At 58.1% G+C, this 21,104-nt stretch carries 16 protein-coding genes and 1 tRNA gene; 4 read left to right on the top strand and 13 right to left on the bottom strand.

The window, feature by feature from the left end; all coding sequences use genetic code 11:
* Window positions 1-21: 21 nt before the first annotated feature.
* Together FHX05_RS30300 and FHX05_RS03130 are read left to right on the top strand one after the other, a co-directional pair.
* The gene (locus FHX05_RS30300; protein WP_233789767.1) at window positions 22-162 is read left to right on the top strand and encodes a DUF1127 domain-containing protein; all 141 of its coding nucleotides are present in this window, start codon (window positions 22-24) and stop codon (window positions 160-162) included.
* 303 nt (window positions 163-465) lie between these two features.
* Window positions 466-1,485, top strand: coding sequence for a GlxA family transcriptional regulator (locus FHX05_RS03130; RefSeq protein WP_348627044.1), 1,020 nt, complete (start codon window positions 466-468; stop codon window positions 1,483-1,485).
* 40 nt (window positions 1,486-1,525) lie between these two features.
* Here the strand turns inward: FHX05_RS03130 and FHX05_RS03135 are convergent, their stop codons facing one another.
* From FHX05_RS03135 to FHX05_RS03150, 4 genes are all read right to left on the bottom strand, one after another.
* Window positions 1,526-2,857 (bottom strand): diguanylate cyclase, encoded by a 1,332-nt coding sequence (locus FHX05_RS03135; RefSeq protein WP_112334599.1) that lies wholly within the window; start codon window positions 2,855-2,857, stop codon window positions 1,526-1,528.
* Between the two features lie 175 nt (window positions 2,858-3,032).
* Entirely contained in the window at window positions 3,033-3,872 is an 840-nt protein-coding gene (locus tag FHX05_RS03140) for a response regulator (protein WP_112413704.1), read from the bottom strand.
* A 222-nt stretch (window positions 3,873-4,094) separates the two neighbouring features.
* Window positions 4,095-6,689, bottom strand: a complete 2,595-nt coding sequence (locus tag FHX05_RS03145; protein WP_183870635.1) for a mechanosensitive ion channel family protein — start codon at window positions 6,687-6,689, stop codon at window positions 4,095-4,097.
* Between the two features lie 416 nt (window positions 6,690-7,105).
* Entirely contained in the window at window positions 7,106-8,521 is a 1,416-nt protein-coding gene (locus FHX05_RS03150) for an FAD/NAD(P)-binding protein (RefSeq protein WP_183870636.1), read from the bottom strand.
* Between the two features lie 644 nt (window positions 8,522-9,165).
* Here FHX05_RS03150 and FHX05_RS03155 point away from each other — a divergent pair.
* Complete coding sequence (locus FHX05_RS03155; protein ID WP_183870637.1) at window positions 9,166-10,383, top strand: SfnB family sulfur acquisition oxidoreductase; 1,218 nt, start codon at window positions 9,166-9,168, stop codon at window positions 10,381-10,383.
* A 20-nt stretch (window positions 10,384-10,403) separates the two neighbouring features.
* Here the strand turns inward: FHX05_RS03155 and FHX05_RS03160 are convergent, their stop codons facing one another.
* On the bottom strand, window positions 10,404-10,871 hold the full coding sequence (locus tag FHX05_RS03160; RefSeq protein WP_015340239.1) for an Rrf2 family transcriptional regulator: 468 nt from the start codon (window positions 10,869-10,871) through the stop codon (window positions 10,404-10,406).
* Between the two features lie 208 nt (window positions 10,872-11,079).
* Window positions 11,080-12,543 (bottom strand): FAD/NAD(P)-binding protein, encoded by a 1,464-nt coding sequence (locus tag FHX05_RS03165; RefSeq protein ID WP_183870638.1) that lies wholly within the window; start codon window positions 12,541-12,543, stop codon window positions 11,080-11,082.
* Between the two features lie 1,110 nt (window positions 12,544-13,653).
* Between FHX05_RS03165 and FHX05_RS03170 the strand changes: the two genes are divergently transcribed.
* Window positions 13,654-13,950 carry a hypothetical protein gene (locus FHX05_RS03170; protein ID WP_112334593.1) on the top strand — a complete coding sequence of 99 codons (297 nt, stop codon included), beginning with the start codon at window positions 13,654-13,656 and terminating at the stop codon, window positions 13,948-13,950.
* 275 nt (window positions 13,951-14,225) lie between these two features.
* Here the strand turns inward: FHX05_RS03170 and FHX05_RS03175 are convergent.
* The 7 genes from FHX05_RS03175 to FHX05_RS03205 form a co-directional block, all read right to left on the bottom strand.
* A tRNA-Lys gene (locus tag FHX05_RS03175) sits at window positions 14,226-14,301 on the bottom strand.
* Between the two features lie 124 nt (window positions 14,302-14,425).
* Window positions 14,426-15,343, bottom strand: a complete 918-nt coding sequence (locus FHX05_RS03180) for a PhzF family phenazine biosynthesis protein (RefSeq protein WP_183871174.1) — start codon at window positions 15,341-15,343, stop codon at window positions 14,426-14,428.
* A 68-nt stretch (window positions 15,344-15,411) separates the two neighbouring features.
* Entirely contained in the window at window positions 15,412-16,152 is a 741-nt protein-coding gene (locus tag FHX05_RS03185) for an NUDIX hydrolase (protein WP_183709766.1), read from the bottom strand.
* Window positions 16,149-17,264, bottom strand: a complete 1,116-nt coding sequence (locus FHX05_RS03190) for an endonuclease/exonuclease/phosphatase family protein (protein ID WP_183870639.1) — start codon at window positions 17,262-17,264, stop codon at window positions 16,149-16,151. The genes FHX05_RS03185 and FHX05_RS03190 overlap by 4 nt, the downstream gene beginning before the upstream one ends.
* Window positions 17,265-17,312: 48 nt before the next feature.
* A complete protein-coding gene (locus tag FHX05_RS03195; protein ID WP_183870640.1) occupies window positions 17,313-18,308 on the bottom strand; it encodes an isopenicillin N synthase family oxygenase in 996 nt (331 codons plus the stop codon).
* Window positions 18,309-18,384: 76 nt separating this feature from the next.
* The gene (locus tag FHX05_RS03200) at window positions 18,385-19,416 is read right to left on the bottom strand and encodes an ABC transporter ATP-binding protein (protein WP_183870641.1); all 1,032 of its coding nucleotides are present in this window, start codon (window positions 19,414-19,416) and stop codon (window positions 18,385-18,387) included.
* Complete coding sequence (locus tag FHX05_RS03205) at window positions 19,404-21,098, bottom strand: iron ABC transporter permease (RefSeq protein WP_183870642.1); 1,695 nt, start codon at window positions 21,096-21,098, stop codon at window positions 19,404-19,406. Before FHX05_RS03205 ends, FHX05_RS03200 begins: the two co-directional genes overlap by 13 nt.
* Between the last annotated feature and the right edge of the window lie 6 nt (window positions 21,099-21,104).

Genomic DNA, 21,104 nt, shown 5'->3' on the forward strand with positions numbered 1-21,104 from the left:
TTTCCGTCAGGCGGAAGTTACATGCCCTTCTTTTCTCGCCTCGCTAATCGCTGGCAGCAGTGGCGCTCCCTTCGCGAGCTTGAATCTCTGTCCGATGACATGCGCAAGGACTTGGGCTGGCCGGCCGCAAACGAAATCAAGAAGCCGAAAGCTACCCGATGATAATCAGCAAGTACAACGGCTGAAGGCGGCGCTCAACCCAAGCGAGCGTCGCCTTTTGAACATTTACGCATCAAGATGCGAATCGCATTTTAATCCTGAGAATTACCCACAAATATATTTCGTCGCTTGAGCATATTGCTCGCTTCCCCTTTGCTTCTCTCCTTCATAGCCCGATTTTTCAAAGTAGACGCAAATATCCCTTTGCGGCCGCGATTATCCATGCCAATGTCGCTTATAGACCATCGGGCCGGCGTATTTGACGCAAGGAATACGTAACGGCCCTGGAACATGGATTTTCACGACATGAGCAAGACCCCGATCAAGACGCGCTCCCTGGTTTTCTTCCTTGTTCCGCATTTCACCATGCTGCCTTTTTCCGCCGCGATCGAGACGCTGCGGATTGCCAATCGCATGCTGGGCTATCCCGCCTACACATGGCGGCTCGCCTCGACGGACGGTCAGAAAGTCTATTCGTCCAGCGGCATCGGGCTGGAGGTCAATTCCTCCCTTACCGACGAGCGCCGCTATCTCGGCGGCGAGAACCGCCCGAACATGGTGCTGGTCTGTTCCGGCATCTATGTCGAAGAATTCCACAACAAGTCGGTCAATGCCTGGCTGCGTGAGACATACAATCGCGGCGTCGCCGTCGGCAGCCTCTGTACGGGCGCGCATGTGCTTGCCCAGGCAGGATTGCTGAACGGCAAGCGCTGTGCGATCCACTGGGAGAACCTGCCGGGCTTTTCGGAAACCTTCCCGCAGGCGGAAGTCTATGCCGATCTCTATGAGGTCGACAGCAACCTCTATACATGCGCCGGCGGCACCGCCTCGCTTGACATGATGCTCAATCTCATCGGTCAGGACTTTGGCGAGAACCTCGTCAACCGCGTCTGCGAACAGCAGCTGACCGATCGTGTCCGCAGCCCGCATGACCGCCAGCGCCTGCCGCTGCGCGCGCGTCTCGGCGTGCAGAACTCCAAGGTGCTATCGATCATCGAGCTGATGGAAAGCAACCTCGCCGAGCCGCTGTCGCTTCTGGAAATCGCCGACGATGCCGGCCTGTCACGTCGGCAGATCGAGCGCCTGTTCCGGCAGGAAATGGGCCGCTCGCCGGCTCGTTACTATCTTGAAATTCGTCTGGATCGCGCCCGGCATCTACTGGTGCAGTCCTCCATGCCGGTCGTTGAAGTAGCGGTCGCATGCGGCTTCGTATCGGCCTCGCACTTCTCCAAGTGTTATCGCGAACTCTATAATCGCTCGCCGCAGCAAGAGCGCGCAGAGCGCAAGCTGACCATGTCGACCAACCGCACCGGCATCGTCGTCTGAGAGCGATGGAAATCAAGGCAAACGGATTATTGCAGGCGGCTTACTGGGCCGCCTGTTGGGCCATCTTGAAATCGGAATAGACTTGGTTTCGGCCATTGTGCTTCGCCATGTAGAGAAACTGGTCGGCAGCATTGAGATAGTTGTCGAAGGACTCGTAGCCGGCAATTTCCGCAACCCCGATGGAAACAGTCACCGAAAGCTCTTCGTCGTCGGCATGAACCTTCAAGCTCGCAAGGCTGAGGCGGACCTCATCGCACAGCTCGGTTGCCGCACGCGAATTCATTTCCGCAAAAAGAATGGCAAACTCTTCGCCCCCAAGGCGGGAGAGCAGATTATCCGTGCCTTCCAGAAGCGTGTGAAGCCTGCCGGCAACGGCCTTCAGCACTTGGTCTCCGATCTCGTGCCCATAAGTATCGTTCAGATGCTTGAAGTGATCGATGTCGAGAATGGCAACGGAGCTCGGACGCTGGCGACGCAGGCATTCATTCACCAGACGCGGGCCATGATCATAGAAATAGCGCCTGTTATAGAGCCCAGTCAGATAGTCGCTCGCCGCTGCCGCCCGCAATTGCTTCAGCTGCGACAGCGTCTCCACATTCAATGCGATGCGGCATTGCAGCTCCTCCTGAACGAAGGGCCGATAGATGAAATCGCTGGCACCCGCCTTCAGAAATGTCGCAGACAGCAAACGATCGTTCGAAGACGAAATGCCGATGATCCGCATCCGATCCGAGCCATAACGGTGGCGGATGCGGCGGGTCAGTTCATGCCCGTTCATGTCAGGCATATTATAGTCGGTGACAACGATTTCGATGTCGTCGAATGTTTCGAGCATTGCCAGGGCCTCGACACCCGTGCCGGCTTCAGCGACCTTGAATTGCTGGGCGTGCAGCAAGTCCGTCAGCATTTTCCGCGCTGAAGGCACATCATCGACGACCATCACGCGAACAGACCGATTGGCAATGGCGCGCCGGACGGAGGAAACGAGATTGTCGAGCGCGAACTCGCCATCCTTGAGCACATAGTCGACGACATTGCGCTCCATGATGCGATTGCGCGTCGCTAAGTCGAAAGATGCCGTAAAAACGATGGTGGGAATGTCATGTGCGACGGCAACATCCAGGGCTTCTCCATGGGCAGCATCCGGAAGGTTCAGGTCGATCACCGCCATCGTGAAGCTGCGATCCGCTCCTGCCAGCACCTCGTTCAGCACTTTCAATGAAGAGCAATGGGTTACCGCAAGACCGAGTTCGGTTTCGAACCGATGCGATAGCACCGCCGAAAACATGCGCGAATCCTCAACCAGAAGTATTTTCTGGCTGCCGTCGCGGTGACCGATGCCACCGCTGAGGTTTCCCGCATGCAGTACCATTTCCCTTCAATTCCTCCCACACCATCAGGTGTATGAATATTCAGTCAATTGCAGGTCTGCTAAACCGTCTTGCCCGTATCCTGAACAGGATTCGTGAAAAAATTGGAACCGCCGATTGCGGAGATTTACATAAAAGTGATTTTTCCTCACTTTTCCTGGATTGCTCAAGCCGATTTTATCGGGCCTGTACCTCCCTAGCGGGCGGCTGAGCCGACTGAATCTGCAACAGCGTGTCGAGATTCTGATTCACGCGGCAGTAGAATTCCTCGTCGATGAACGGCCGCAAGATGAAATCATTGCCGCCCGCTTTGAGGAAACGGGCAGAAAGCAGCCGGTTGCTGGATGACGAGACACCGATAATGCGCAGCTCATGGGAGCCGGTGGTCGCGCGGATGCGCCGCGTCAGCTCGAATCCGTCCATGTCGGGCATATTGTAGTCCGTGACCATAAGGCCGATATCTGAGCTGGCCCTCAGGATTTCGAGCGCTTTTGCACCATTCTCTGCAACGCTGACGCGGAAATTGTAGCGTTTCAGGCGGCTGGACAGCAAAGCGCGGGCCGTTGCGCTGTCGTCGACGATGAGAACGTGGTGACGGTGGTTGGTCAAAAAGCGGCAGATCGATTCCGCCAGCATATCCACCGCAAAGATATTGTCCTTGAGAATGTAATCCACCACATCCTTGGCGATCAGCTCGTCGCGCGTGCCTTCGAGAAAAGTGCCCGTGAAGGCAATCGTTGGAATGCTGAGATCGAGAAGATAAGCCAAGGCCTCTCCCTTCTCGGCACCCGGCAGGTTCATATTCGAGATCGCCAGCTTGATCGGCTCCGACGACTTGTCATAGGCAAGCTGCAGTTCTTCGAAATTGCGGCAAATCTCGACGTCGATGTCCAGAAGCTCCTTCAGCTTCGCCCTGACCATCGATGTAAAGAGATTGGAATCCTCCACAAGAAGAATGCGCGAGCCGGCAAGAGACGCGCCGGAATATTGCATCCCCGAAACACCCAGAAATGGCATAATGAAAACCTGTTTTTGAAAATGATCCCCTCTGTATTGTTTTAAGACAAAGCTTTTGCGTATTTGTTAAGTCGATTGGTTTCCCGGAAGTGAACAAAATTATGCTGGTCGGCCGACGCCTTTCGAGGCGCGGGCCTTTCTGGCAGCGCATTGTCCATGTAGAGAAGTCGGGCTTAAAGCTTCCAGACGGAGCACACAGGCGGCGGTTTACCTGCGTGCAACTTACTCCGCTGCGGTCCGGCCACGACGCCGGCTCGCCCCCTTTGCCTCCGGCACTTTATCTTCGCGGGACGAAGCAGAGCCCTCCTGAATGGCATCTCCGGCCTCAGGCCCGTCGGCAGAATCCGTCAGCGCTTCGGCTGTAGCATCCAGCTGCCTGCCTCTCCTACCGTCGCGAACGATATGCAGTTCCTGATGTGGATAGGGAATTGAAATCCCCTCCTCGTTGAAGCGCTTGAGGATTTCGATGCGCAGATTGTTGCGGATCTCCATGCCGTCGGAGAGATCGGACAGATAGAAGCGCATCTCGAAATCGAGCGATGACGGCCCGAAACGCAGGAACTCCACATGCGGCTCCGGATTCCTGAGCACCTTCGGGATCGAGCGTACCAGCTCCAACAGGATATCCATCACCTTGCGCGGATCGGCATCATAGCTGACGGATACGGGGATTTCGGAGCGACCGAGCCTGTTGCGATGTGTCCAGTTGCCGAGGGACGCGTTGATGAGCTCGGAGTTTGGCACGATGATAGACTGCTTGCGGAAGGTCTCGATCTCGGTCGCACGCACCGAGATGCGCTTGACGATGCCTTCCGATGTACCCGAAACGATCCAGTCGCCAACCTTGAACGGCCGCTCGACCAGCAGGATCAGGCCCGACACGAAGTTCGACACGATATTCTGCAGACCGAAACCGATACCGACCGAGAGGGCACTGGCGACGAGCGCCAGGCTGGACAAATCGATGCCGGCAGCGGAAATGGCAAAGATCGCCGCCAATGCTATGCCCAGATAGCCGATGCCGGTTCTCACCGAATTGCGGACACCCAGATCCACCTGCCCGCGCGCCATGACATTGCTGTCGAGCCACCGCTGGAACCAGCGTGTCACCAGATAGCCGCCCGCAAACAGCAGGATACCGACAAAGATGCCGAGCAGCGAGATCGACATGTTACCGATCTTGATCTCGGTAAAGAGCCTGTAGGCGAAGGCTTCCAGATCCTGAATGTGGAAACCCCAGGAGAGCAGAATCAGGGGAATGCCCGTCAGCAGCGCGACTGCGTAGGTCGCAAGTCCGGCTGCGAGACCTGCCTGATCAAGCGCCACCTCACGCAGCTTCAGGCGGTTTTCCAGAAAGCGGCCGATAATGGTTTCGGCAAAAACGCCCTGCTTGGATACGGCCTTGCCGAGCTGAAAACCGAGATACATGGTTGCAATGACAGCACTCGTCACGATCATCTGCGTTGCCATGAAGCGGGCAAGCCCTACATAGCCGATGAACGAGGTGAAGATCACCAATATGCCGAGAGCGCGAAGAATGATGGCCATGCCATGCGGCCAATGGCGGCCAGGCGCATCCGGATCGCCATTCTTGGCCAGCATCGGCGAGCCGAAGGATGCCGCAATCAGGATGAGGCCGATCAAAAGTGCGGCCAGGAAACTTTTCGCCACGGTAACGACGACCGGCGATCCCATGGACTCGCTGATGCGGTCGAAGACGTAATCCAGCCCGTTGACCACGGCCATCGCCTGCAGGCACCAGGTGAGCGAATGCGCTCCCTTGTTTGACAGCTTGACCAAGCGCCAATGCGGCCGGAATGGCGCGAAGACGGCATTGCTGAGGCGACCGACAAAATAGACGAGGCCGATAAAGCCGAAGACCGCAGCCAGTATCGGCGCGATGTCGGGCCGCAGCACGTTGAAATTCGAGAGGAAGAAGAAGGACGTGACGAGAAAAGCTGCCAGCGACAGCGTGCGGATCAGGGTCGACCAGAAGGCGACGGATAGTCGGCTGATATAGGGCGGATTCTCGATAGCCTCGTCCTGCACGTAGTAGCGGCGGAACAGCCGATAACCCCCAAAAAGAAATATCAGCGCAGCGCCGATCGACAGGCAAACGGCAGCCAGAAGCGAGGCAAGCTTTGCCTTGAACACGAAGGCGATCCAGCTCGTCACCGCGGCACTAAACTTGACGCCCTCCTCGACCAAAGCCGCGCCTGCATCGTCGAATGTCGTGGTGGAAACCTCCGTCCGCTTGAATAGCGTCTCGGCAAACAACTTTCGGCGCATCTCCATGAATTGCATCGAAAGCCGATTGCTTTCTGCGGTCAGATTGTCTGCATCGAGGATCACGGCACTGATCTGCGAGCGTTCGGCATTGAGCCGGTCGCGCTCCTGTGTCACGATCGGAGCCTCAGGCGGCTGGCCTTCCTTTGGGGCAGCACCGAGTTGCGTCAGGCGTGCATCGATCTCGGCGGTACGGGGTTTCAGGCGCGCGGATATAGCAGCAGTGGTGCGATTGAGTTCGTCAACCTGGCCGGAGAGCGCTACGAGCGTCTCATCATCAGCTGTTGCCTGCTTCGCCGCCTCCTGAAGCGATGCGTAGGTCTTCTTTGCCTTGCCGAGTTCAGTGACGGCCGTATCCAGCAGCCCATTGGCGAGCTGCCCGGGCGGTTGATCCGTTTGCTGCGATGTCTGGGCCGGCTGCTGATCCTGCGCAAAGGCGTTCTCGCCCACCAGCGGACCGGCGATGGCAAACATAGCCAATCCCAGCAGCAAAAGAGGCAATAGAAAAAGGCGAGATTTCAGCGGGCGCAAGCAGAGCTCCTCGTTGCACATGAAGTCGCAGCCAGTGGATGACCGAAATCGCCGCAAAAACAGAGACCCGACTCGTCCTATAATATGATTGCGAATTCCATAGTCTTTACGCGTACGCCTTGTAAGACAAAGAAAGGCGACACGAAGGCATTTCACGCCCTTATCCTGTCCAGAACCTCGCTCAATACTAGTAACACCGCCTCATATCGGACACGACCTATCCCACGGACCAGCGCCCGTCCAGAAATAGGCCAGAGAACCACCTTGGCAATGATAGGTTATACGCGCTGGGCAATCACGATGAAGGTGGCGCCATGATCGGCGCCCGCAGCAAGCCGCTATTCTGCCGCGATGCGACACGCTTAACGAACCAAACGATCGCCATCTTGCTTGCAAATGGAGACGCTGCTGAGTGGTCAGACCGCCTTGCATTGCGGATGAAAACGTTCCGCCACGCTTTCGGCGGCCGCATAGGCCTGCGTCACGATCTCAGGCACGAGATCGATGTCCGGGAGACTTCCAAGCCCCAGGGGGCCAATGGCAAAGAGTCCCTCCGTCGAACGCCCATTGACCTCGAGTGCACCCGCTGCATCGACCGCGAGACCAAGGCCGAGCTCGTCCGGCACCGCAAGGCCGGCGTCGATAAGGCTGCGCAGCAACGGCGCATTCAGATCGGGCGCCTGGCATCGACAATCGATCACGTCATCGGCATAGAGCTGCTCGGTCTCCTGCCGTCCCGCGGGCCTCAAAACCAGCCCTGTCGGCGTCCGCCGGATGAAGTGACCGCGCCGCAACACCGTGTTGCCCTCAGCCATCTCCTGATTGAGGCGAACATGCAGGGCTTCGGGCAACCGATTGCGATGGCTATCATAGAGCGCCCGCAGATGACGGTTGAACTGCTGCTTCTGACCGGCCGGCAGGGATCGCCATAGCGATCGGGCGTGCTTGCGCAAACCATTCATGACGGACTGCCAGCTCTGCCCGTTCGCCTCCGCCTCCTCGCAAGCGCGGCGAATGAAGCGAACAATTTCGCTGAGTTTATCTGGCATCTCATCTGCAGGGAAAACCGGGTCGGCGTTGTTGCGCGTATGGCTCTGCGGCAGGAAGCCCCGCCGCGAAACGATGGTGATCTGCCCCGTATAGCCGTTTTCGCGCATCTGCAGCAGCCGATCGACCACGCGCAGGCCGCTTCCCAGCAGGATCGTGTGCGGTCGCGACACGAGGCGTCGCGCACGAACGGTGGTCGGGACCGTCACGAGATCGCTGGCCTGCGCCTCCCAATCGGCAATGCCGTAGCCCGTTGCCAGCACCACCATATCAAATGGCGCATTGCCGGCCCCGTCGCTCTCCACCACGAAACGGCCGCCGCGAACACGCCTGAGACCGAAGACCGTCTCGCTGCGGACCTGCACTGCCACATCGCGCCGTGATGAGAAGGCTTCCGAAAAGCGCTGGTAGACGTAGTCGCTAAAGATGCTCTTCGGCACGAAGATCTGCAGGAAACCCGGTATGGCGGCGGGGACGGCGCTACGGAAAGGCGCATTGCTGGAGAGCCATTGATTGAAATCGTCGGGATCGCCGGCAGAGACCGAAAGATCGCGTACGCGGCTGTTGAGGATTTCGCTGCTGTGTCCCGAGGCGAGCGCCTGACCACCGCTGACGCTGGAATTGGGATCGAAGAGCTGCAGATGGAAGGGAAAGCGCACTGTCTTCAGCAGGGCGATTGCCATCATCATGCCGGAAAAACCACGTCCGATCACGGCAATCCGCGGCATCACATAAGCCGACGACGCCGCATTCGTCCTGGCGGAAAAGAATCCCTGAACCGTCATATCAACTCCTGGGGCGAGAGGTGGTCGATCATGCCTTTCTTGGGCTTGTCACTTAACTGCCCGAAATTCAAACTCTGATCTGACGCTCGACAACCGAAGAACGGTGGCTGACAAAACGCATAAGAGCCGCTTCGGGTCTCAAAATTCCACCATTCTTCTCCAACGAAAGAAGGGTGCGACAGGCAGGTCCAACTCGGTGCAATATCCGATGCCTGCAATCGTCCGCCATTGCTTCTTGAAGCGATGAGGCGGCATGATTATTGTCATTGTCTACTTATTTAGTCGTATATGAAAGCGCGAAAATGCGCCTCTAGCAAGCGCTTTCTTCTGCGGGCGGAATCGGATCGGCGATAATGCGGCTTGAAAAACATCCAGCGGTCGGTTGCTTTCTTCGTGCCGCGCCCTCGATTGAACTGGGAAAAGGGAAAGCAATTCCGGGCCCTAAGATCAGATTTCGAAACCGCTTTCGCTGTGGAGGGAATGGCATTGGAAGGCACCGAGTTCGCTATTCGACCTGACTGACATCGTGTCGAGCGCTTACAATTTTTCAGTCGGCGCCTATTATATGGAAGGGTGCGAAACCAGCATCTCGCTGATTTGCCACGCCCTGAGGAGCCGAGCCGGCGCTGGTCAAGGAGTGACAAATGGGGACTGTTTCCCAATTGTATGAACGCGTCAGGCCGCCCGCCCATCGCGTTCAAAGCGAAGAGGAGGCGCTCGATATTGCGCGCTCGTTTGCGGCAGCCTTTGCACAGCAGGCGAGCGACCGCGATATCAACCGCATCCTGCCCTATGACGAGGCCGAGGCTCTATCCCAATCGGGGCTGCTTGGAATTTCCGTTCCTTCCGAAAATGGCGGCATCGACATTTCGAACAGCGTTCTCGCCGAAGTCATCGCCATCCTTGCGGAGGCCGATCCTTCCATCGCGCAGATATTGCAGACGCATTTTCACGTGCTGGAAGCGGTCAGAATTGGCGGCGGTGAGGACCAAAGGGCATCCCTTTTCGATCGCGCCATTACCGGCGATCGTTTCGGCAGCATCTTTTCCGAGGCCGGTGCAAGCGGCGGCGACCAGCACTCCTGGCATCTGACATCGGACGGAGCCGGCTTCCGCCTCAACGGACGTAGCCGGCCGTCCGCCAGCGTTCTCTTTTCAGATTGGATCGCGCTGTTCGCGGCGGACAAACGCCAAGGATCGATAGCCGCTGTCGTGCCCAGAAATGCGGAAGGCATCCAAATCATCGACGATTGGGACGGCTTTGGTCAACGCACCTCCGGAAACGGCACGGTCATATTGCATAATGTCTATCTCAACGCCGACACCCTGCTTGTAAACCGAGAAAAGTTGGCGGCGCCGACGGTGATCGATTGCGTGAACCAACTCACGCACGCTGGAATCAATCTCGGTATCGCCAGATCCGCACTGGCAGCGACTATGGAGTTCGTGCGGGCGCGTTCTCACCCGAGGGAAAGCGATGGGGATGAGCAAGCCGTCAACGATCCGCTGATCGTAACGAGAATCGGAGAAATTGCCGTGCGCATCGAAGCTGCAACGGCAACGATGGAACGGGCCGGCGGCAAGATCGACGCGGCGCAGATCAATCTCACGGAAGACCACGTCATCGATGCGGCGCTCTCAGTTACGGCAGCCCAGACGATGACGGCTGATATTGCGATGGAGGCAGCCGACACGCTGTTCGAGCTTGCCGGCACGGCGTCGGCGGGCATCGGCCTGAACCTCGACCGCCATTGGCGCAACGCCCGCATCCATACGCTGCATGAACCGGCCCGCCAGAAACATCACATCGTCGGCAACTACCATCTTAACGGCGTGAAGCCATTGAAGAGTTGGTTGCCTTGAAAGCCAAGTTACGTCGAAAATCAGGCGGTATGAGAAGCGCGTCGATCTTCCCGTTCCGGGACGTCGAAATCCGCGCCGCCGGCGACGAATTGTTCCAGCGACATGTTGTCGAGAATCTCGGCAATCGCGTCACGCACCTCCGTCATCGAGCGCCGTACCTGACAACGCTCCGGATCGGAACAGTCGTCGCAGGCTTCATAGGCCGTGCGGCTGGCGCAGCGGATAGGAGCCAGCGGACCGTCCAGGGTACGGATGACATGGCCGATGCGGATTTCCGAGGCGGGACGCGACAGCGAATAACCGCCGCCTGGCCCCTTCTTCGAACGCAACACGCCGGCGTTTCGCAATTCGAGCAAGATGGTATCGAGAAACTTCTTCGGAATATTGTTGCGTAACGCGATATCGTTGATGAACGCGGTTTCACCCGGGCCGAGGCGTGCGAGATCCACCAGCGCCTTCAATCCGTACTTTCCTTTTTTCGTAAGCATCGCCGTCCGCTTTACTGCAAAGTCAGTTGTTAAAAACCCGGCATGGCTCGAAAGAGACTCAACGGGCCGATCCTGTCAGCATGGGACTGCGGAAGTAACCCCGCAATCTCGTGGGAACAAGATAGTAACTCACAAATTGTATAGTTTATATGAGTAAATTTAGGCAATTGTATCGTCTGAGCAACGAATTTGCGGCTTTTCTTGGATTTTAGGCGGCACTACTGTCCAAATATGCCTTCCCTTGCCCACGCGTCGTGTAATCGGCGATCGCGCCTGCCACCTGGTCGGCCACGAGAACGGCGTGCTCGACCACCTCGGGCAATCCCATCAATTCGCCGAAGGTTCCGCGTGCAAGCGGTCCGGAGATAAACAGAGATGGTGTCACTGTACCGTCGGCCGCCAAGGCGCGTGATTGCGTATCGCAGGAAAATCCCAAGCGGGCGGGATCCAATGTGAGATATCCGGCTTTCGACAACTCATCGATCCAGGCTTGGGATTGCAGAATGCCACGGTGTCCGGGACCCGTGGTGACGACGACCGCATCGAATTGCCTTCTCACGAAGCGGTCGGAACGGCTCAATCGCAACCGGCAATCGATGACATCATCGGTAACGCCAACCTCCGCAACCGAAGCCGCCAGCACCTCAAGCCTGCCGCTTGCAAGCGCCCGTTCGCTGACAGCTTCCACCTGCGGCGCAACACGGAAGCGATGGACATCCCAAAACGGCCGCAAATGCCGAACTAGCCGGCGTCGCTCCTCGATCGGAAGCGCCTCCCAGATTTGCCGCCCCTGCGTCCTTACCTGATCGATGACCGCATGCCAGCTGCGTCCTTCACCTTCCGCCCTGCGGATAGCCGCTCGCACGCTTTTCAGCAGATCAACCGCGGTTTTCGAGGGCTGATCAGCAAAATCGCCGAATAGCTCCTGCTTGACCGCGGCATGGCCGCGCGAGCGCAGACCGCGTCGGGATATCGCGGTGACCGGCCCCTTATGTCCCCTAAGTTCGAGCGAGGCGATGACGTCGGCCGAGGTCAGGCCGTTGCCGACCACAAGGACGCGATCTCCGGCGCCGACGACCGAAAGCGCATCAGGACGCGTTGGGTCGGCAACAAAGCGTGGGTGATCGGCAAGCGCATCCCGCAACACCTGCGGCGGCAAAGGCGACGGGTGGCTTGTCGCGATGACGAGAATATCGGCATCAACGCGCTCTCCGCCAGCACCGGTCACCGCCCAGCGGCCGCCCGTCCTCTGGATCCGCTCGACGCTTTGCCTGACGTGGCGCAGCCGCCCGTTCTCGACGAAGGGACGGATCATGCTGTTGATATAGCTCCCGAAAACGGAGCGTCGCGGAAAAAGACTGCCATCGACGGCAATCGCCGCATCATCATCGGCAAGCGCATTATTTTCCAGCAACCAGCGCTGAAAATGTTCGATGTCATCGGACAGCAGGCTCATCCTCGCCGCAGGCACGTTGATGCGATGGGCGACATCCTGCGTGTCGTAGGCGAGCCCTGCCCCCAAACGCTCCCGCGGCTCGAATATGAAAACCTGCCCAGCCCGCAGCAACTGTCGCTGCAGCAGATGAAAGGCAACCCCGGTTCCGGAAACGCCACCGCCAACGATAACGACAACAGGCAGGTCACGCGGCTGATGGTCAGAGCCAAGGGTCAATAGCCAACTCCCTCCAAATCGATCGCACCACGTGATTTCTGCAAGCGTTGGGCAATCGGACTTATCACTGTGCCGATGCTATACTCTATAAAATTTGTTGACAATACGATTGCAGCGCGCGCTCGCCCTCGCCGCAACCAGTAGCAGTTAATAGAGTGCTGATATCTCTTTGGAAACAACTGGTTATTGTGCCTCGCACAACATTGTTTTTGCACCGCAGGATGCAAAAAACTTGGCATGCGCCCGCGGGAGGAACATACTAGCGGTTGTTCTGGTTCGTGTTCTCTGTGGGAGGAGAAACATCATGGAACTGCTTCGACTGCTCTCCGCCTTCGATTATACGCTGATCGTGATTCTGGCCGCTATCTTTGTATTCAGCGTCATGGAAGGTGGATATAGGAAGCCTTGAACGCACATGGCCGAAAGCGATGGCCATTGCCCTCGGCCGGACATGTCTGACGTTATTTGAACGCGGAGTGATCACCGGAAAGCTCCGTTGGCCGGCCCGGCCTATCCGAGCGAGCGCAGGCGCGGGCGTCGCTTACAGCAACAGCATAATCTGGTGATGTAGATTGGTTGATGCGCGATCAGTGCCCGGCTGGATGTTCAGTCAAATCAGAGATTGCAGCTCGCGCAAAGTCTACGATAGGGTCCAAACTCACTACTTCTAGTTTAATAATGGACCTTTTCGGTTATACTTGCAAAAACAAAAGAAAAAATTGCAGCACAGGATTGTATAATCCGATGTATTTATTCATCGCCTTGATAAAAACAATTCACAAGCTTCGCGCAAACAATTCATGGGATATTTCCAGCATCAATAAACGCAAAGCAAACAGGATATACTTATGGGATACGACTGGGACGGCTTAAAGACGCGCCGAATGCGAAGACTGAAATATGGGCTTTCTCTATTTCTTTTCACGATGTCGATATCAGCGCCGACCGCGTTTCTCCTGCATCTGCGCTGAAGCCATTGGCATATCGGTCGCTTCGTGACCGTTTCAAAACTTCTCCAACTGCGAAAGACGTCGTTCAACCTGATGGGAACCAAAGCAAGCCTCCATTCGTTCCTGGAGGAACTTACCCGCAATCAAGGAGGAGGGCATCATGGCCGACATCTCGCTGGACAAGGACATCAATGCGCAGATCGATGAACTCCGCAGCCAGATCGATAGGCTCTCCACCGATTTGGCAAAGCGGATCGATAGCGCCTCGGACCGCGCCGACGAGGCCCTTTCTTCAGCAAAGGGAAAAGTGGCAAACATCGCGGATCATGCCCGCGCCGAGGGCCGGAACGTAGTGCAGGCCGCAAAGGAAAATCCGACAGCTACGAGCTCCGTCCTGATCGTGACGGCGCTCCTCGGCTTATTTACCGGCCTTCTACTGGGCAGGCTTTCCGACTAGAGCGACAACCCTACCGACAACATCGATTGCTGTCCGATCGGGAGAAGAACCGCGGACGAACACCTGTCTTATGCTGAAGTACGGGAAGGACGTCGCGCCACGGAGTTCAGCGCGGATGCGATGAAGCTCATGGAAAGCCGCTGGAACGAGATCAAGCCCGCTGCATTCCGGAATAGCGCGGATCTTGAATTGGAAACCGTTTCCAATCTGCTGGGAACCGCGCAGCCGAAAACCCTCGAGACGTTTCGAATTAACTAACGATTTCAAGGAGTTTTTGGTGGGTGATGTAGGGCTCGAACCTACGACCCGCTGATTAAGAGTCAGCTGCTCTACCAACTGAGCTAATCACCCGTACCGCTTGCTGGCGGCGTGACCGGGCATATAAATAGGATCGGTTTGATTGTCCAGCGGCCAGACGAATTTTCTTTGTTTTTTTGTCAAAAAAATTTCAGAGGCGGCCGAAAAGTCAATAAAATCAAAGCTCAAGAATTCCCGATGCAACACGCACCGCCTGGCCGCCGATGCGGGCATTGGCGATCAGGCCACCATTGATATCGAGGTGAAGATGAATCAGCGATGGCCGTCCCATCTCGATGCCCTGCTCTATGACAACAGGATGATGCCCATCCGGCAAAGCATCGAACTGATTGATCGCCCCGGACAGCGCCGCCACTGCAGCACCCGTCGCCGGGTCCTCGACGATACCCATTCCCACGGGGAACATGCGCGCGTGGAATTTGGCAACGTGATTGACGCCGCCGCGGCAATAAATGAAAGCCGAAGCAAGCGCGCCGTCGACGAAGGGCACCGTCTTTTCCCAAAGCTGCAGATCGAACTCCAGCCTTTCAGCCACGCCGACATCGTGCACCGGCACCAAAAGAAACGGCACTCCGGCACTCCATATGGAAGGTACATGGTTCTCGAAGCCAATCTCGGTGATCTTCAGGCTGAGCGCATTGGCGATATCGGCCCTGTCGAGCGGCAGCGGGATCTCCTGCGACTTCTTCGGTAGATCGAACTCGGCAAAACTCGCCTTGTTCTGGCGTAGCTTGATGGCGCAGCGCACCGGTCCGACGCGCTCGTCGAGAACGGAAACGAGATCGAGGTCACCGCCATGATTGGCATGGACCTTCTCTGCCAACGCGATCGCCGTGCCGACTGTCGGATGCCCTGCAAAAGGCAGTTCGCGACCGGGCGTGAATATGCGCAGGCTCGCCGTGTGGGCGGGATTTTGCGGCGGCAGCACAAAGACCGTCTCGGAAAGGTTCATCTCCCTGGCGATCGCCTGCATTGCCTCATCGCTCAGGTCCCCCGCATCGAAAATGATTGCGAGCGGATTGCCCGCCAACTTGTTGTCGGTGAACACATCATAGACACTGTAGCTGCGCGCCAATCTGGCCTCCATCCATACTTCCAGACTTGATTATTCATACCGGCAAGCGACCCCAGCGCAAGCCCAAGCTATCTACCGCCACCGAAGAACCAAGCAAGGATCGGCAGCATCGCCACGCTGTAGTGATGCGCGGCGGGATCTGCCGAGCGAATGGCGACCACGCCATCGACCTCGTCCTCTTCGGAAACCAGTATATGCGCCTCGATGCGCCGAAGCATATCCTCGGCCGTCCACGGAAAGCGGAAAACCCGAAAGAGCGTGACGGAACGATTCATATGGGTTGCGTAGTATCCAGGGTCGGCGATCGCGTTGTTCAAATCCAGACCGGTTTCCTCCAGCACCTCGCGTCGCATATTGCCAGCGACGTCGGCGTGGTCGTTGACAATATCATTTTCGTCCATCGATCCAGCCGCGCAATAAATTTGGCCGGGATTGGCAGTGTGCGGCGCCATGCGGATCGCGATGATCGCACCATCGGACGATACCGCCACCGGAAATGCGAAAAGATGAAAGCCACCGTGCCGCTCACTTTGCTTGCGCCACCAAAGGAAGGTCGAGAAAGGCGTCACATAGGCTTCACCCCTGACGAGGCCGTCGGCAAGCGAAAGACGACGCTGGAAGATCATGCGCCCATCAAAGAGGGCTGGATTGGCGGCGATTTCCCTTGCCCAGTTCTCCTGCGCCGCCGCAGACTCCTGAACGTGGAAAGGATGCTCGCCTGGCAGCACGGCAAGATCGATCCCGGAAACGGGAAATACGGTGCCTTCCGGCGGCCAGCCGGCCATGTCGTTCTGTTCTGAGATGCTCATATCAAATCCAATGTCATGACGACGGGGCAATGGTCTGAGGCTTTCGGCCTGTCCCAGCCGACGCGCGGATAGCGCTCCACCTCCTGCCCCGGTGGGAAAATAGTGCGGAAAGGCTGGCCCGAGCGGATGATATCGGGCATGCGCGTGGCATTGGCGCGTGCCAGCGCCGGAGAGAGCCAGATGTAATCAAGCTGGCAAAGCCGCTGCTCCTGCGGCCCTCGGGCGTGGTAAAGCGTCCAGCGGTCAAGCTCCTCTCGCCGCCGCACAACGTTCTCCGCAAAACCATCATGGCTGAAAACATCGAGGGCGCTGCCCTTCTCCTCGTCGCGTGGTTCGAACCGATAGCCGCTGCGGCGTGTGCCGATGACGTCGATCCATTCCTGATAGTCGTTCATGTCGCCGCAGATGGCGAAATTCTTCGTCGCCGTGTGGCCAGCCCCGAAGCGATCTTCGATGATGCGGCGAACCGCCATGGTCTCGGCTCGGCGGATCGGCATGGTCGCATGACGTCCATCCACGCCCTCGCGCGCAGGTCCCATCGATTTCAGATGGATGACATAGAGCGAAAACGGAACCCCACCAATATGGAGGTGCAGCTCCAGGCAATCGCGCTTGAAGATCTTGTCCTCCGAATGAAGGCCGAGCTCCGCAAGCTCGTCGTTAAAAAGACCGAAATTGCCGTAGGTCACCATGGCGTGACTCTTGATGTCGTTAAGCACGATCGGCTGGCCGTCGCGCGTTTCCTCGCGCATCATCACGGCGACATCGATGCCGCGGCTGTCATTGCCTTCGATCAGGAATTTCTGCCGATAGCCATTGCCGACCATGCGGTAGAGATAGCCATATTCGAAAGCCTGCAGCGCCGCCATGTTGTCGACCTCCTGCAGGCAGATGATGTCAGCATCGGCATCCGCAATCGCAAGCGCCGTCATCTGCCTGGTGTCGTCGGTCGCCGCAATCACGCGTGCCGCTTCCAGCTGCTGATAGATCTCTTCATTACGGACATCGAAGAGCTGCAATACGCGATCCTGGCGCAGCTGATTGCGAAAACCAGTGTAATCGAAACGGGTCAGAAGATTTTCGACATTGAAAGTCGCAAGGCGCAGGGACATGAAGCATTCCAGTTTAAGAAGAATATGAGCCGGCTTATTATACTCGCATCATCCGGCCTTGGCTGTTACCGTCGATTTGAACTTGCCCATCAGATATGGGCCGGAAAGAACGGGAGCATATTTCGGCTCCTCGCCTTCCTTCAGGCACGACGGCAGGCAGGCGATTTCGGCAAACCAGTTCGGCTGGTGGAAGAAGGCTAGAGACTGGCGGCGCTGCATGCCGCCCTCTTCCGGCGGCGGATTGACGACACGATGCACCGTGGACACCCAGCGATCGTTGGTCCAGAGCGCCATCAGGTCGCCGATGTTGATGACGAAAGCACCTTCGACCGGCGGCACTGGCGTCCAGTTGCCATCAGGGGCGATGATCTCCAGCCCTTTCGAGCCGGGTTGCGGCAGGAGGATCGTCAGGCTGCCGTAATCGGTATGCGCGCCGGCGCGAAGCTGGCCCGGCTGCGGTGGCACATGCTGTTCGGGATAATTCAGTGCCCTCAGCGCGCTGATCGGCGCGTCGACATAGGAATCGAAGAAATGTTCATCGAGGCCGAGCGCCGTTGCGAAGACACGCATGATACGCGCCGCGAGATCTTCCATCGCCCGATAATAGCCCTTCCATGCCTCCACGAATCCTTCAGGCCCCTCCGGCCAGATGGTCGCGGCATAGCAGAAGCCGAGTGCTTCAGGATCCGTCATGCCTGAGGGTACAGAAAGTGGGCCACCATTGAAGCTTTCTTTCAGATCCGGCGGCGTGTCCACGTTGCGCGATTTTGCAAGTGCCTCAGTGCCCGGCCCGAGATAGCCGTAGGGGTAGCCGGGATAGAGCGTTTTCGCCTTCTGCTTCACCTCAGACGGCAGATCGAAAAAAGTCTGCGTCTTCTTCCACACCTCGGCGATCATGGCATCCGCGACACCGTGGTTGGCAATCGCCAGAAAGCCGGTCGAGCGGCATATTCGATCCACCTCCGCACCGAGCCGCTTCTTCTCGTCATGATCGGCTGCTTTGAAAGCGCCGAGATCGAAAATCGGAAAGCTATGATCGGACATGCGCGACTCCCCTTCGTGACGCCGAGCAAATCAAGCATAGGAGGCGACATGGAACAACCATCTTGTCCCCTACCGATCAAAGCCGCCAGGCGGAGCGGATCGCGACCCGATAATCATCGCCCACGGCAACAGCCTCGCGGCTATAGGCGCGCAGCACCTGTCCATCCGGCATCGACAGCCTCAGCGCATAGCGCTCGCCCTCATAAAGAATGGAATCGACACGGCATGAAATGCCCTCCCCATCGGCAACCACGTCCTCCGGCCGCACGAGAATATCCGCTCTGGCCGAGCCACCTGCCCCATTCTCCCACAAGTCTCGGAAGAACGGCCAATCGATACGGCGTGGACCGCCATCGGGAAAAGCCATCGATAGGATGGCACCCTGCCCGACCAATCCGCCGACCATTTTGCCTTCGGGGCGCGCATAGATCTCCGCCGGCGGCGCCACCTGCAGGAGCCGCCCTTCGGACATGACGGCAACGTCGGTCGCGAGCGCCATCGCTTCGCTCTGGTCATGGGTGACATAAATCATGGTGGCACCGGAGCGCTGGTGGAATTCGCGAAAGGTCTCCTCCATCTCCTTCTTCAGATGACGGTCAAGGTTGGCGAGCGGCTCGTCCAGCAGCACGACATCGGGCGATGTCACCAGGCAGCGGGCGAGCGCCACGCGCTGGCGCTGGCCGCCGGAGAGATCGGCGGGCCGGCGTTCGGCGTAGTCGCCAAGACGCACCGTCGCCAGTGCCTCGCGCACTTTCTCGCGGTAGCGCTCGCCGGAGATGCCGCGCACCTTGAGCGGGTAGCCGACATTGTCAGCGACGTTCATATGCGGCCAGAGCGCGTAGGATTGAAACACCATCGCCATATTGCGCCGCTCCGGCGGCAGCATGTTCGCCGCATCCGCCAGCAGCCGTTCGCCGAGATGGATGGAGCCATCGGTCGGCTGCTCAAAACCGGCGATCATTCGAAGCACGGTCGTCTTGCCGCAACCGGAGGGGCCAAGCAGCGCTAGGAAGCCGCCTTCGCGGACATCGAGCGACAAAGCATTGACGGCAGCGCGTCCGCCCGTGCCGAAATCCTTGCTGACATGATTGAGGATCAGCTTCGCCAAGGCACCACTCCCTTCGGCAGGCGCTTGGCCATGATTTCCAGAAGCGCCATCATGATGACGACCATGGCGATGACGATGACCGACATGGCCGAGGCTAGATCGGCGCTCCCGCCATCGTCGAGATTGTAGATGACGACGCCCAGCGTCTGCGTGCCGGCCGACCAGAGCAGCGCCGAAACGGTCAGCTCGTTGCAGGCGATGAGGAAGACGAGGATCACGGATGCGCCCGCCGCCGGCGCGATCAGCGGCACGATGATGTCGGCAAGACGGCGGAAAAAGCCGGCCCCGGAAAGTCGGGCCGCCTCTTCCAGTGCCGGATCGAGCTGCAGGAAGGCGCTCATGACCGGCTTCAGGCTGACCGCGAAATAGGCGGAGAAATAGGCAAGCAGAATGATCCAGATCGTCCCGTAAAGCGTGACGTTGAGGATCGGCAAGGGTGCCGCAAACACCAGGATGAAACAGACAGCGATGATGATGCCCGGAAGCGCATAGGGAATCTCGATCATGCCGCCGACGATGCGGCTCAGCATGTCTTTGCGCCGCGTCAGCGCATAGGCCGCGAGCACTGTCACCAACAGGAGACCGAGTGACGTCACGCCGGCGAGGAATAGCGAATTGGAAAAGGCCGTGCGTGTTATGCTCTGCCGAAACAGGATTTCAGTGAAGGCGTTCAGCGATGCCGTCTTGACGGTGAGAGGCACGCCATAGGCCGGCACAAGCGCACCTGCGACCAGCGCCAGAAAGGGAGCAACGAGCATGACGAAGAGGGTGGCATAGAGCACCGGCAGCGCCAGATAGCGCCAACGGCCGAGCGAAAAGGCAGCCGTCGCGCCGGAAATACCGATGACGCGATAGTCACGCCCCTTCAAGGCCCTGCCCTGCACGGCAAGCCCGGCAATCGCAATGATGGCGATCATCGTCGAGAGCACGGCGATATCGCCGAAGGTGCGCGGCCCGAAATTGGAGAACTTCGTGAAGATCAAGGTCGAGAGCGTATAGATCGAGGCGGGAATGCCAAGGATCGCCGGAATGCCGAAATTGCCAATGGACGAGACGAAGGCAATCGCAGCGCCCGCAATGACACCGGGCAGAGACAAGGGCAGGATGATATCGCGGAAGACACGCAGGCCGGACGCGCCGGAAAGCCTTGCGGCCTCGACGCCATCGCGCGGCAGCGCCATCAGGCCGGCGCGCAGAGCGAGATAGACGAGCGGCGCATGCTGAACGCCATAGAGCAGCGCAATGCCGCCAACAGAATAGAGCGGCTGCGGCGAACCGAGCGGCGGCGCGATATGCAACGCTTTCAGTAAAGGGCTCGACGGCCCGGACATCTGCACCCAGGCTAGCGCCGTTACCTGCGGCGGGATCATCATAGGCAGCACGAAGAGGAAGCCAAGAAGCCCCCTGCCCGAGAGATCCGTCAATGTCAGCAGGAATGCGAAGAGGCAACCAAGGACCACCGAAACGACAGTGCCGAGCACGGCAGTCTCTATCGTGTACCAGGCCGAGCGCCAGAGCGAGGGATCGGTGATGAGTTCATAGGTGCCGCCCCTAAGCAGCGCCTCGATGCCGGCAAACGCCAGCCGTGCCAGCGGCAGGACACTGAGCAAAAGCACAACGGCAACAACAAAAGGAAACAGCCAGGCCGGCTGGCTGTTTCCTCGACGCACATATGAGTACATTCCAAA

Source organism: Rhizobium sp. BK491, from assembly GCF_014194925.1.
Lineage (GTDB): Bacteria > Pseudomonadota > Alphaproteobacteria > Rhizobiales > Rhizobiaceae > Rhizobium.